Genomic DNA, 13,491 nt, shown 5'->3' on the forward strand with positions numbered 1-13,491 from the left:
TCGTATTGTCTCTATTGAGGCAAGTAATTTAACGTAAATTATAAAAAGCATCTCTCCCCGGATAGAAAGCGACATCACCTAGGTCTTCCTCAATGCGAAGTAATTGATTGTACTTTGCGATACGTTCGCCACGTGACAATGAGCCCGTCTTAATCTGACCAGCATTAGTTCCAACAGCAATATCTGCAATAGTTGAATCTTCTGTTTCACCAGAGCGATGCGAAATCACAGTGGTATAACCGGCACGTTTCGCCATTTCAATGGCAGAAAAAGTTTCTGTCAATGTACCAATTTGGTTGATTTTGATCAGAATCGAGTTTCCAATACCCTGTTGTATGCCTTGTTTCAGAATTCTAGTGTTGGTTACAAAAAGATCATCACCTACCAACTGAACTTTCTTTCGAAGTTTTTCGGTCAGTATTTTCCATCCATCCCAATCATTTTCTGCCATACCATCTTCGATTGAAACAATTGGGAACTTGTCGCATAGGTTGGTCAGATAGTCAACAAATTCGGCCGATGTCAACTGCAAGCGTTCGGCTTCTAGATTATATTTTCCTTCTTTAAAAAACTCCGATGCTGCGCAATCCAATGCCAAAAGCACATCCTCAGTCACACGATAACCTGCTGCATCGATAGCGGCCAATATAGTGGTCAAACATTCCTCATTGCTGCCAAAATTTGGCACAAAACCACCTTCATCACCTACAGCAGTACTCATCCCGCGCTCCGAAAGAATTTTCTTCAACGAGTGAAAGATTTCCGTGCCACAACGCAGTGCTTCTCGGAAGCTCGATTGCCCAACCGGCACCACCATAAACTCTTGTAAATCCAAATTGTTATTTGCATGCACACCACCGTTGACAATATTCATCATCGGCACAGGGAGTTGAACTGCTCCCGAACCTCCAAAATAACGATATAACGGCAATCCTGCTTCTTCTGCAGCTGCTTTGGCAACTGCTATCGACACAGCTAACATAGCGTTAGCACCTAGATTAGACTTATTTTCTGTGCCGTCGAGTTCGATTAGGGTCTTATCCAGAAAAGCCTGCTCGGCGGAATCAAGACCCATAATAGCTTCCGAAATCTTGGTATTGATGTTTTCAACCGCCTTCAGGACCCCTTTCCCTAGATAACGTCTCCTATCACCGTCACGTAATTCAACCGCTTCGCGCGAACCGGTGGATGCGCCAGATGGCACTGCCGCACGTCCCACTATACCCGAGTCAAGCAATATCTCACACTCGACTGTCGGATTGCCGCGTGAATCCAACACTTCACGTCCAATCATGTCTACAATTGCACTCATTTATCCCCCAGCATATAAAAAGAAAATGGTCACTCACAGCACAACAATACTGCCAAATCTCACTCAAGAAAGTTCCCTTTTTTAACTTCTTGATCAAGTTTCTTTAATGTACTCAGCAGTGCTCTCATCTCGTTAAGAGGTACAGCGTTCTGGCCATCAGACATGGCCTTTGACGGATTCGGGTGTGTTTCCATAAATAGTCCAGACACCCCTACTGCCACAGCAGCACGCGATAGAACTGGTATAAACTCTCGCTGTCCGCTCGAACTAGTGCCTTTCCCACCAGGCAATTGCACCGAATGCGTAGCATCATATACAACTGGGGCACCTGTCGCACGCATTATCACTAAAGAACGCATATCAGAGACTAAATTATTGTAGCCAAAGGAAACCCCACGCTCACATGCCATAAAAACATCCTGAGGAAGGCCTGCCTCACGTGCTGCATCACGCGCTTTCTGAATTACATTATCCATTTCGTGCGGCGCAAGAAATTGACCTTTCTTAATATTGACGATCTTTCCGGACTGAGCACAGGCACGAATCAAATCTGTCTGGCGGCACAAAAACGCTGGCGTTTGTAGAACATCTACTGTAGATGCCACTTCTGCCACTTCCTCTTCTTTGTGTACATCCGTAAGTACAGGCACTTTAAGCCGACAGCGTACCGCTTCAAGAATCTTCAATCCAGCATCACGACCTGGGCCACGGAACGATTTTCCGGAACTACGGTTCGCTTTGTCATAAGAAGACTTATAAATGAACGGAATGTCTAGCTCATTCGTAATTTCCTTAAGCTCACTGGCCACATCAATCGTCATTTGCTCAGACTCGATAACACAAGTTCCTGCAATCAAAAAAAATGGCTTATCGAGACCGACATCAAAATCGCAGATTTTCATGAGAACTCCTTTTTCAGTCCTTAGATACTAAGGTCGCTTTTTCCCGGGACTGTCGTTCAGACAATACCGCCTCAACATAGGCTTTAAATAGTGGATGACCATAACGGGGTGTCGAGGTAAACTCTGGGTGGAATTGGACACAAAAAAACCAAGGGTGTACTTCCTGTGATAGCTCAATAATTTCGAGTAGATTCTCACTCGGTGTGCGCGCAGAAACAATTAACCCAGCAGCTTCGAGTAGAGGCACGTAGTAGTTATTAACTTCGTAACGATGACGATGGCGTTCGTTAACCGTATCGCCATAAATTTTCGAGGCAAGCGTTCCAGGTTTAACGGGTACGCACTGAGAACCAAGACGCATCGTGCCACCCAACTCAGAATCTTTCGTTCGGGTCTCGTTCTTACCCTCACGGTCCTGCCATTCCGTGATCAGTGCCACCACCGGATGAGTTGTACTCAACTCAAATTCCGTACTATTAGCATAGTCCAAATTAACAACATGACGAGCGAATTCGATCACCGCAAGTTGCATGCCAAGACAGATCCCTAAATACGGCACACAATTCTCACGTGCGTAACGGATTGCCCGAATCTTACCTTCCGTACCACGACGACCAAAACCACCTGGCACCAAAATACCATCGAGATCGATAAGCACACCTTCTCCATCCTTTTCGATCTGCTCAGAATCAATATACTCAATATTGACCAGAGTCTCTGTATGAATCGATGCATGTTTAAGCGCTTCGATCAACGATTTATAGGATTCTGTTAGGTCAACATACTTGCCCACCATCCCGATCGTGACTGCATGCTTCGGATGCTCAACGGCTTCAACCAGACGACTCCACGTCGATAGATCCGCTGGTGCTGGTGTGAGTTTTAGCTCATCGCAAATAATACAATCCATACCCTGATCATGCAGCATCTGCGGAATCTTATAGATCGTATCCACATCCCAAACCGAAATAACAGCTTCTTTCGGCACATTCGCAAATAATGAAATCTTCGAACACTCGTCGAGTGGAATTTGGCGATCAGCTCGGCACAGCAACACATTTGGAGAAATCCCAATTTCGCGCAGTTTTTGAACACTATGCTGTGTGGGTTTCGTCTTAAGTTCACCAGCAGTGGCAATATATGGCACCAGCGTGAGGTGTACAAACGCAACACTATTTCTCCCTAGACGAAGATTCATCTGACGCGCAGCTTCCAAAAACGGCAGAGATTCAATATCACCAACTGTCCCTCCGATTTCAACGATAGCAACGTCAGGATAGCCATTCCACGCAGAACGCACTCCTCGATCGATGAATACTTGGATCTCGTTAGTAATATGCGGAATTACCTGAACTGTCTTACCTAAATACTCGCCTCTTCGCTCTTTACGAATTACAGACTCGTAAATCTGGCCAGTCGTAAAGTTATTCGCCTTACGCATCTTAGCGCTAATAAAACGCTCATAGTGTCCCAAATCGAGGTCAGTTTCAGCGCCATCTTCCGTCACAAATACTTCGCCGTGTTGGAACGGACTCATCGTACCAGGATCAACATTGATGTAGGGATCAAGTTTAAGAAGAGTGACTTTAAGGCCTCGTGATTCGAGAATCGCAGCTAGAGATGCGGCAGTAATCCCCTTACCAAGAGATGAAACCACGCCACCTGTGACAAAAACAAATTTGGTCATCGCAGTGATTGCTTGCAAGAAACGCGGATTATATCTGAATCCAAGCCTGTTCTCTTTCTCGCTCATGCCAAATTTTACAATTGACAAAAATCACAAAAATCATGCCGATTATGATTTTTTAGAGTCAGTTGATAAAAATAAGTCTTAAATTCAGCTTAACAGCGATAGCATAATCCACTCCGGGTGCATGAGCATATAGCGTTTTTATATATTTCTGACGCTACTCTCTATAGCAAAAGAAATGACTGTCACACATATAACAAACGAATCTGTTTACTAAAAAATTGACGTCGGGAAAATATTAATAGTCTAAATATTCAACTGAGAAAAATTCTATCGATCAGAAATCTAAGGATACGAATAAGATAATCTCAAATATGGGTGTCGTGTAAGGTTACATTTAACATACAATACTTCCCCATATAACGGTAATTTTAATATTGCATCGCAAAAAGGTTATGCAATGACTGATGCAAGTCGTGGCAATGCAGCAAATGCATTTCCACAGGTTGCTTCTGAGAGCTGTTCCAATGACAATTGCCGGAGACTCGCGAGTTCTGCAGCGATGTACGGTAAATAAATTGGTGAATTACGCGCTTCTTTGCGCATCGATGCGGGAGGAATATCAGGCGCGTCTGTCTCCAGAACAAGAGCTGACAACGATATGTTTTTTGCCAGACGGCGAATCTGCAACGCCCGTTCAAATGTCATAGCTCCGCCAATGCCCAGCTTAAAATTGAGCTTGATGAAACTCTCAGCCTGCTGATGACTGCCATTAAACGCGTGGACAATCCCACCACGTGGGTGGTAAACACGCAACTGTTTAAGGATGAGATCCTGCGCGCGACGCACGTGCAAAATAACAGGCAAATCGAAATCACAAGCAATTTTCAATTGTGATGTATAGAAGCGCATCTGCCGCTCGAGATCAAATCCCTTGACAAAAAAATCCAAGCCGATTTCTCCTATACCAACAAAAAATGGATCGTCGTCAATAGCAATCTTAACTTTTTCTCGCAAAAACTTGATATCAACGTCCTGCGCACGTGATGTATACATCGGATGAATGCCAAGCGTGTAAGTACATCCTGGTATCCCCATCGCTGTCGCACGCACTGCAGAGAAAGATACCCGCTCAACCGAAGGCACAACAAACCCTCTCACTCCCTTCGACTGAGCTTTTTCGATCACAGCGTCACGGTCAGCACTAAATTTATCAGAGTCAAGATGGCAATGGGTATCAATCCACATAAGCCAATCTCCAACAAACCTTGTAAAAGCCAATTACACGTATCGTATCAGTAAGTGATACCAAAGGCCCTGAAAATGAAAACTTATATTCACGAACCATCCAAATCCAGATTGACATATCAAAGCATATTACGCAACTACTAATAAGCCCTGACGCAAGCGCAATGTGCGGTCACAACGACTAGCCAGATCGATATCGTGCGTCACAATTACAAAGCTAACGTCAAATTCATTGCTCAATTCCAGCATGAGTAAGAACATCATCTCCGCCGCATGCCCATCAAGATTTCCAGTAGGTTCATCCGCCAATACACATGCTGGTTGTGTAACCAAAGCACGGGCCATCGCCACACGCTGTCGCTCACCACCTGATAACTCACTGGGTCGATGCTGCACACGCGACCCTAATCCCACGCGCTCAAGCATCGCATGCGCCACCTGTCGAACCTCAATCCCACACTGGCCACGGATCTTCAAGGGCATCGCTACATTATCAAGTGCCGAAAATTCAGGCAAAAGATGATGCCTCTGATAAATAAATCCCAATGATCGATTCCAGTGATTGGTTTTTTCCTTCTCAGAGAGAGTTGAAAATGGTTCACCTAAAAGTAATACTTCGCCTTGCGAAGGTTCATCGAGTCCGCCCAATATATGCAACAATGTGCTCTTGCCAGAACCTGAAGCTCCAACGATTGCAATTTTTTCGCCCCGCGCAACGTCAAGATCCACACCACTCAGAACCTTCAGATTGAGTTCGCCCTGACAAAAAATTTTATGTAAACCACATGCACGCAAGACGAAATCACTACTGTGTGCAGGTGTCGGTGTGATACTTCCTATCACATTACTCATAACGCAACACCTCAGCAGGCTTGATTTGCGCCGCACGCCAGCTCGGGTAAATTGTTGCCAATAATGCAAGAATGAAAGAAATCAATCCGATACGTGTGATATCAAGCATGTGCAAATCAGACGGCAACTCGCTAATGAAATAAATATCTTTTGGCAAAAAATGTATGCCGAAAAGTTGTTCAATAAATGGCACGATGGTGGAAATATTAAGGGAAATGACACAGCCAAGTGCAATACCAAGAAAAGTTCCTATAAACCCAATCGTTACACCTTGTACAATGAAAATCTTCACAATTGACGATGGCTGTGCGCCAAGAGTGCGCAAAATAGCGATATCACCATATTTATCGGTGACAGTCATCACAAGTGAAGACACCAAATTGAATGTTGCCACAGCGATAATCAGCATCAAGATAATAAACATTATGCGCTTCTCAGTTTGCACAGCGACAAACCAATTCTTGTTCTGCTGCGTCCAGTCGCGTATCCACATATCACCACTCAATACTTTTGCAAGATCACGTGCAACTAAAGGCGCGCGGTCCATATCCTTCACTTTCAAACGAATGCCAGTAGGGCCAGTTAAACGAAAGAACTTTTGGGCATCCTCTAAATCGATCAAAGCCAGGCTGCTATCGTACTCGTAATGTCCTGCTGTGAAGATCGCAACCACTGTGAACTGCCTCACACGTGGCAAGATCCCCGCAGGTGTAACAGTGCTTTTTTGCGGCACCACTAGGGTAATCTTTTCGCCGACATGCACATCAAGTCCTCGCGCCAATTCACAGCCAAGCGCAACTCCAAAGCTTCCAGGCGTCAAATTCGTCAAATTACCCTTAGTAACATGTTTGTCGAGATCAGAAACTTTAGCCTCCTCAATAGGCATAATGCCACGCAGTACGACGCCACAGACTCTATCGTCACGAGTAAGCATAGCCTGCTCACCCACATAAGGAGCCGCAGCTAATATCTCTTTGTTTTGTAATGCCTCGCCAGCAGTACGACGCCACTCCGACAAGTTGCCATCCTGAGCAAACACCTCAATATGAGCGAGAACCGACAACATACGATCACGAACCTCTTTCTGAAAACCATTCATGACAGACAATACAACTATCAGTGCAGCCACACCAAGCGCAATACCTGCCATAGAAATGAATGAGATGAAAGAAATAAAACCGTTGCTAGACGATCGTTTACTAGTACACGTATAACGCCAGCCGATTTGGAACTCGTATGGAAATTTCAAATGAGAGTCCTAATTATTCGAAATAGATTAAAAATTTGATCGAAACGAAACTATTCACAGATGAGACAATAATAAATGGAGTAATAACAGACAAATCTAAGTTTGTCATACAATTCGTCTAACATGAATACTGTTGACCTACACTTTCTTTTACCATTCTCGGTGCCAGCGGCAGCCCATCTTCCAATCCTGCTTGATGGATTAAAACTACCAACCTTCGAAAGATTATTGGCACGTTCAACCAGATCCAGGACGGACATACCGGTTGATCCCTTTATCTCGACGCTACCACACGAGCGATGGCTCGGGAGGATATTTGGAATCCCCACCCTACCTGCGCATATGCCGCTGGCGCCTTTTATGCTGATAGCTGACACTAACAACAACTTGGACGACAATCACTTTTGGTATTGTGCGCAACCTGCACATATTCAAATCAACACTGATCATTTAGTACTAACTGACCCCTCCGAACTAGCTCTCGAGACTATTGATACAATTCCGCTGTTCGAGATTGCTCGAGACCTATTTGCAGAGCACGATGTTAAATTGGTAAGTCCACGACCAGACCGCTGGTATCTCAGTGGGCCAATGCTAGATGGACTGGTAACTGCATCCCCCGAACGCGTTGCAGGACGCAATATCGATATCTGGCTACCCAAAGGGAATGCTGACTTGATCTGGCGTAAGCTGCAAAATGAAGTACAAATGGCCTGGCATCATCACTCAACAAACCATGACCGTGAAATACGCGAATTACCCCCAATCAACACTCTTTGGCTATATGGCGGAGGGAAATGCATTGAAGCAGAACGTCTAAATCGACCTTTTAAGACGATACTCTCAGATACTCCCGTGACACACGGTCTGGCGATACATCTCTCGATTGACAGATTTAGCACTGATGCAGGGCTATCCGCCGCAAGAGGCTGTACGTTAATCCAGCTCGATATATTGAATGCACATTTCATCAGTGGGAACTGGACTCGCTGGCGAGATAGCCTGAGCGAGATTGAATCCAAATGGCTCGCTCCTGCATTGGCCATGATGAACAATGGTCAAGTCAGGGAAATCACACTGACATTGTGTGGTGATATTCATAGCGTGACCTTGCGTGTTCGCACAAGTAATTTATGTAAATTCTGGCGCCGCCAACCATTGATAAACCAATTGCTCTTACTCGCAAAACTCGGAGAATGAACTGCATCATCACAATGTTCAAACGCTCAGTCTAAAAATTATGCCTCAAACCTTGCTAGACTGGAGAGAGCGTCTCAGAATCCTGAGGGGTTTGCCCCTAGCTATTGTGTGTCGCCAGAAAAGCGAAATTTTGATGCTACATCTCACGCCTCAATTAGATATGTCTCAATAGTTTAGTCGAAGACCTGCGTTTAATAAATGGTATTTAACTAAAACTAAAGAAAACACATATAGGCCTCATCACCGGCTAAGACAGAATTCCTAACTAAAGATACTCTCGAGCAAGAGTAAGTTCTTTTCGTAATCGTAAAAAGTCTCTGAGGACAATAATTTTCGGCATACATTACGAGCAATGAAAAAATCACTAAAGATTCTGATATTCGCTTTTGATCTCAATCCAGAGTTAATATCTTAAGCTTTAAATTTGCGATTCTATAAAAATTTTTGGCACCTTATGCCCTCTCAAAGAATTATCGTATTCAATTCCTTGTTAACAACAAAATATCAAATTTACAACTTATCTTTACTAAAAAAAGACATACCCACCATTTTTTTAAAAAAACCAATGAAAAACTATTAAACAGATTATTCTAAAATAGTGTGTATTAAAAGATTTTAAATAACCAACCTCTTGCTCTCTCGTTTTCGTCAGTTGATTTTCGTTTTAGCTTGCCTTCAAACTATCATGCACTCTGCCGAGAGCTCCAAAATACGCTTTACCATATACCCATATAATTATGTACTTCCCAAAAAAATAATCTTTAATAGATTTCTATTAGATAGCTGTGTTCCTTCCATTTAATTTAGTTAATCCATGTCTAATTTCAAATTTTTATCCGCAATAGCGTCTAATCTGTATAAAAACTTTTTCATTACAACGACCAGGTGAACATGAGCCTGCTAGAATTTCATTCCATGCAGTATATTTAATCACTCTCCACTGGATTATTCATGCCTCGCCGTATTCTCGTTACTTCCGCATTGCCCTACGCCAATGGCCAAATTCATATCGGTCATTTGATGGAATATATCCAAACTGATATCTGGGTACGTTTTATGAGGATGCAGGATCATGAGGTACACTACGTAGGTGCTGATGACACTCACGGCACACCGATCATGTTGCGTGCGGAAAAAGAAGGGATCACCCCTAAAGATCTCATCGATCGTATCTGGAAAGAGCACAAACGCGATTTCGATCATTTCAGTATCTCATTCGATAATTATTACTCAACCGACTCCGAAGAAAATCGCATATTGTCAGAAAATATCTACCTTTCACTTCAGGCTCAAGGGCTCATCGAATCGCGTGATATCGAACAAGCTTATGATCCAGTTAAAGAAATGTTCCTGCCGGACCGTTTCATCAAGGGCGAGTGCCCAAAGTGTCATGCCAAAGATCAGTACGGAGATTCCTGCGAAGTTTGCGGTTCAACCTATGCACCAACGGACTTAAAGCACGCATACTCAGTATTATCAGGTGTCACACCCGTGCGTAAAATATCTACCCACTATTTCTTCAAGCTATCTGATCCCCGCTGCGAGCTTTTTTTACGACATTGGGTAACGAGTCTCGCACAGCCAGAGGCTATCAACAAGATGAAGGAATGGCTTGGTGATAGTGCCAAAACTTCAACTTTGACCGATTGGGATATTTCTCGCGATGCGCCATATTTTGGTTTTGAAATCCCGGGCGCGCCAGGCGCATATTTTTATGTGTGGCTCGATGCTCCTGTCGGCTATTATGCAAGCTTTAAAAATCTATGCGAGAAGAAACACCTGAATTTCGAGGAATGGGTCAAGCCATCTACGAATACTGAGCAATTCCATTTCATTGGTAAAGACATCTTGTATTTCCATACATTATTTTGGCCAGCAATGCTTAAATTTTCAGGTTATCGAACACCAACGAATATTTTCGCCCATGGTTTTTTGACCATCAATGGTCAAAAAATGTCGAAATCACGAGGGACCTTTATCACAGCAAAAAGCTTCATCGATACAGGACTCAACCCGGAGTGGTTACGATATTACATCGCTGCAAAACTCAACAGTACAATGGAAGACATCGATCTGAACCTGGATGACTTCATCTCACGCGTCAACAGCGATCTAGTCGGCAAGTATGTCAACATTGCCAGTCGTGCCTCCGGTTTCTTACTTAAACGATTTGAAGGCCGTATCCTGGATAGCGCAATGTCAAAATTGTTACTCGAACAATTACGTACTGCAGCGCCAAAAATCGCATCACTCTATGAAGAAAGAGAGTACAGCAAAGCATTGCGTCTAATAATGGAACAGGCCGATAAAATAAATAGTTATGTCGAAACCGTGAAACCGTGGAATCTGGCCAAAAATCACAGTCAAAGTAGTACGCTCCATGAAGCTTGCAGCGTCTGTCTAGAGGCATTCCGTTTACTAACACTATACCTAAAACCGGTTCTACCGGTCACAGCCAATGCGGTCGAACGTTTCTTTAATATCGCCCCACTCACCTGGAAAGATGTGAATAAACCACTTAATAAGGCGAACACCATCACGATATACAAGCACCTGATAACACGAGTCGATAGCAAACAGATAGAGGTACTTCTGACGGCAAACCGCGATTCAATACAGGCTAAAGAAGCCTGCTAGTCAAAGTGAAAGATAAAGTATCAAATACGTCAATTTCGCCAAAATCGAATGAGGCGAAAAATCGTTAATGATCAACCGATAGAAAGTTCTAATAACCGCTACAATTCGAGCGCTGCCTAAGTAGCAAAAATACTCTACATCTTCTCTGGCATCGAATCAGCTAATCGACCAGAAAAAGCCGAAAACTCGGAGAGAGGAGATTAACGATTGTTCTTCTAAAACCGTAGAGACAGAAAAAGAGGATATTTTTTCTAAAATATGGTGAGGTCCTGGTCAAAGGATAAAAAACCGAATTAGTTATCTGCAATACCTTTTCGCACTAGGGCTCACACACGAGTAAAAACGCTAGGGAAAAACCATTCTATGAAATCATGACAACTTGGTGGATAGAAGACAAGAAATACACTTTCGTCTAGATAAATTCTTGATCTTATGGTTTTTCGGCTTCAAAAAATGGGTAGTTAAATGCCAATTATTGGTAAAATTTAGCAAATTATGTATTTTTTATTTTTTATGCATAGTAATCATGTACGAATCTGACATCACCCAATTTATTAATGAACTAAAAAAAAAGAAACCGACCCTAGAAGCAGAACAGCGATATGGTCGCTCTCTGCTCTGGGATAAAGGATCGATTGATTTAGATGAACGCGAACGTAACAAGCAATCTAATGTTCAAGCGGAATACGTCCATCCAAGAAAATAGAATCAAATATTTAGTCTGAATTTTCATTCTTTTTCTCAAAGCAACTAAACACTTTCAGCTCTAAGAGCTCCCAGTCCCGTCTGAAATAATATCCCATACCGTGCCGATATTCATATCGGCCTATTCAAGATAGACAAACGATTCGCAACCGTATCCAGTCGCTATTTAAATTTTCTTTGAAACATTTGAAGGGTCCATCAGATTTTTTGCTCTAATTAAAAACAGCATTTCAATGCGCCTGTCATTCCAATAACTCAAGTCAAGAAATAATACCTGTTGCAGTACGTCAAAAAATTGATATACAAATCTTGCGTCGCTTGCAAAACCAGCATTTCTAAAATTTTCGAGATTCTTAAGAGGATTCTGTCAGCCAGTCTCTGGTTAAAAATCCTCTCTACCTCCGATTACTTCCCAATCCTGACTGCCTGGAGCAATTGAATTTACCAGTGGAAATAAGATCCTTTTGTGCACGTGAATCGGGATTTCCTCTACAATCCCCTGTAATAATTTATCTGGCCCCACTTGGTCCGATATGAGAACAGACAACGATAGCCTATCACTGTGAATCAGCTTTGTATCGCCTTTAAGAATACAGAAAATTTATGAAAGTCATACCATCAATTCAAGAACTACGTGACCAAATGTGGGGACAAAATCGCGTCGCCTTTGTGCCAACCATGGGTAATCTGCACGAAGGTCATTTGTCATTGATACGCCTAGCACGACAGTATGGTGATCCCGTCGTAACAAGCATCTTCGTCAATCGTCTGCAATTTGGTCCCACCGAAGATTTCCACAAATATCCCCGTACCCTTAATAAGGATATTGAGAAGCTACAAAAAGAAAATGTTTACGTGCTATTTGCTCCGAAAGAAAAAGAGCTATACCCAGAACCACAGGAATATCGGATAACACCACCTAAAGATTTAGGAGGCATCCTGGAAGGCGAATTCCGTCCCAATTTTTTTGATGGCGTGTGTACTATCGTTATGAAGCTTTTCTCGTGCGTTCAACCACGTGTTGCGGTATTCGGGAAAAAAGACTATCAACAATTGATGATCCTGCGTGCAATGGTGCACCAATTTGCACTACCTATCGATATCGTCGCCGCAGAAACAGTACGTGCGAATGATGGTCTAGCACTTTCCTCTCGCAACCATTTCCTGTCAGAAACAGAACGCGCTGAGGCTCCAAGACTGTATGAACACTTACAAAAAATCCGTGTTGCTATCCTAAATGGTAACAGCGACTTTATTGGTTTAGAATTGAATGCAAAAGCAGAGCTCATAGCGCACGGTTGGAAACCAGACTACATAACCATTCGCTTACGTAATAATTTACACCCACCAGCCAACACAAAGACTACATGGGCTGGTGGCCTAGTTGTACTTGCAGCAGCAAAATTAGGGAATGTACGCTTGATCGACAATCTCGAAATATGATCTCATAGTGGTGCTTCATCACACACTCCTATCTATATCTGCACAATACCAAAAATTCCTAACAAAAAACTGCTATATACAGCATAGTATAAAAATAAAAAATTACTTCGCAACTTTCTTCCTAACATACTATGCGAAGACACATAACGAAGATTCGTGTTGTCACTATCAATAAGAATCTTGTATAGATTAGATTAAAACAAGATAATAGGTAAAAATAGAAATTAATTAAGATTGACGGAATATATTTAAA

Annotated in this window: 9 protein-coding genes and 1 pseudogene; 4 read left to right on the plus strand and 6 right to left on the minus strand. The window is 42.9% G+C overall.

Translation table 11 applies throughout. From position 1 onward, the window contains the following. Positions 1–28: 28 nt before the first annotated feature. The 6 genes from eno to BZL35_RS02210 all read right to left on the minus strand — a co-directional run bounded on the left by eno (position 29) and on the right by BZL35_RS02210 (position 7,253). A complete protein-coding gene (gene eno / locus BZL35_RS02185) occupies positions 29–1,312 on the minus strand; it encodes a phosphopyruvate hydratase (protein WP_106182460.1) in 1,284 nt (427 codons plus the stop codon). A gap of 59 nt (positions 1,313–1,371) precedes the next feature. Then, complete coding sequence (gene kdsA / locus BZL35_RS02190; protein ID WP_106182462.1) at positions 1,372–2,214, minus strand: 3-deoxy-8-phosphooctulonate synthase; 843 nt, start codon at positions 2,212–2,214, stop codon at positions 1,372–1,374. A gap of 13 nt (positions 2,215–2,227) precedes the next feature. Then, on the minus strand, positions 2,228–3,901 hold the full coding sequence (locus tag BZL35_RS02195) for a CTP synthase (RefSeq protein WP_106182854.1): 1,674 nt from the start codon (positions 3,899–3,901) through the stop codon (positions 2,228–2,230). 456 nt (positions 3,902–4,357) lie between these two features. Continuing rightward, positions 4,358–5,152: a TatD family hydrolase gene (locus BZL35_RS02200; RefSeq protein WP_106182465.1), complete on the minus strand. Its 795-nt coding sequence runs from the start codon at positions 5,150–5,152 to the stop codon at positions 4,358–4,360. Positions 5,153–5,281: 129 nt separating this feature from the next. Beyond that, a complete protein-coding gene (locus BZL35_RS02205; protein WP_106182467.1) occupies positions 5,282–6,004 on the minus strand; it encodes an ABC transporter ATP-binding protein in 723 nt (240 codons plus the stop codon). Next, positions 5,997–7,253 (minus strand): lipoprotein-releasing ABC transporter permease subunit, encoded by a 1,257-nt coding sequence (locus tag BZL35_RS02210; RefSeq protein WP_106182470.1) that lies wholly within the window; start codon positions 7,251–7,253, stop codon positions 5,997–5,999. Before BZL35_RS02210 ends, BZL35_RS02205 begins: the two co-directional genes overlap by 8 nt. Before the next feature lie 123 nt (positions 7,254–7,376). Between BZL35_RS02210 and BZL35_RS02215 the strand changes: the two genes are divergently transcribed. From BZL35_RS02215 to panC, 4 genes and pseudogenes are all read left to right on the plus strand, one after another. Continuing rightward, on the plus strand, positions 7,377–8,453 hold the full coding sequence (locus tag BZL35_RS02215; RefSeq protein ID WP_146128571.1) for a regulator: 1,077 nt from the start codon (positions 7,377–7,379) through the stop codon (positions 8,451–8,453). Between the two features lie 951 nt (positions 8,454–9,404). After that, positions 9,405–11,084: pseudogene (gene metG, locus BZL35_RS02220) on the plus strand (methionine--tRNA ligase); the annotation flags it as partial. A 532-nt stretch (positions 11,085–11,616) separates the two neighbouring features. Continuing rightward, positions 11,617–11,796, plus strand: coding sequence for a DUF3460 family protein (locus BZL35_RS02225; RefSeq protein ID WP_106182855.1), 180 nt, complete (start codon positions 11,617–11,619; stop codon positions 11,794–11,796). A 602-nt stretch (positions 11,797–12,398) separates the two neighbouring features. Continuing rightward, positions 12,399–13,238, plus strand: a complete 840-nt coding sequence (gene panC / locus BZL35_RS02230; protein WP_106182475.1) for a pantoate--beta-alanine ligase — start codon at positions 12,399–12,401, stop codon at positions 13,236–13,238. Positions 13,239–13,491 lie beyond the last annotated feature (253 nt).

Origin of the sequence: Candidatus Pandoraea novymonadis, assembly GCF_003004665.1 — a bacterium.
GTDB classification, from domain to species: Bacteria; Pseudomonadota; Gammaproteobacteria; order Burkholderiales; family Burkholderiaceae; genus Pandoraea; species Pandoraea novymonadis.

What these genes read in the sequence shown, in the direction of transcription:
- eno (WP_106182460.1), bottom strand. Translation starts at nt 1,312, where the DNA reads ATGAGTGCAATTGTAGACATGATTGGACGTGAAGTGTTGGATTCACGC.
- kdsA (WP_106182462.1), bottom strand. Translation starts at nt 2,214, where the DNA reads ATGAAAATCTGCGATTTTGATGTCGGTCTCGATAAGCCATTTTTTTTG.
- BZL35_RS02195 (WP_106182854.1), bottom strand. Translation starts at nt 3,901, where the DNA reads ATGACCAAATTTGTTTTTGTCACAGGTGGCGTGGTTTCATCTCTTGGT.
- BZL35_RS02200 (WP_106182465.1), bottom strand. Translation starts at nt 5,152, where the DNA reads ATGTGGATTGATACCCATTGCCATCTTGACTCTGATAAATTTAGTGCT.
- BZL35_RS02205 (WP_106182467.1), bottom strand. Translation starts at nt 6,004, where the DNA reads ATGAGTAATGTGATAGGAAGTATCACACCGACACCTGCACACAGTAGT.
- BZL35_RS02215 (WP_146128571.1), top strand. Translation starts at nt 7,377, where the DNA reads ATGAATACTGTTGACCTACACTTTCTTTTACCATTCTCGGTGCCAGCG.
- BZL35_RS02225 (WP_106182855.1), top strand. Translation starts at nt 11,617, where the DNA reads ATGTACGAATCTGACATCACCCAATTTATTAATGAACTAAAAAAAAAG.
- panC (WP_106182475.1), top strand. Translation starts at nt 12,399, where the DNA reads ATGAAAGTCATACCATCAATTCAAGAACTACGTGACCAAATGTGGGGA.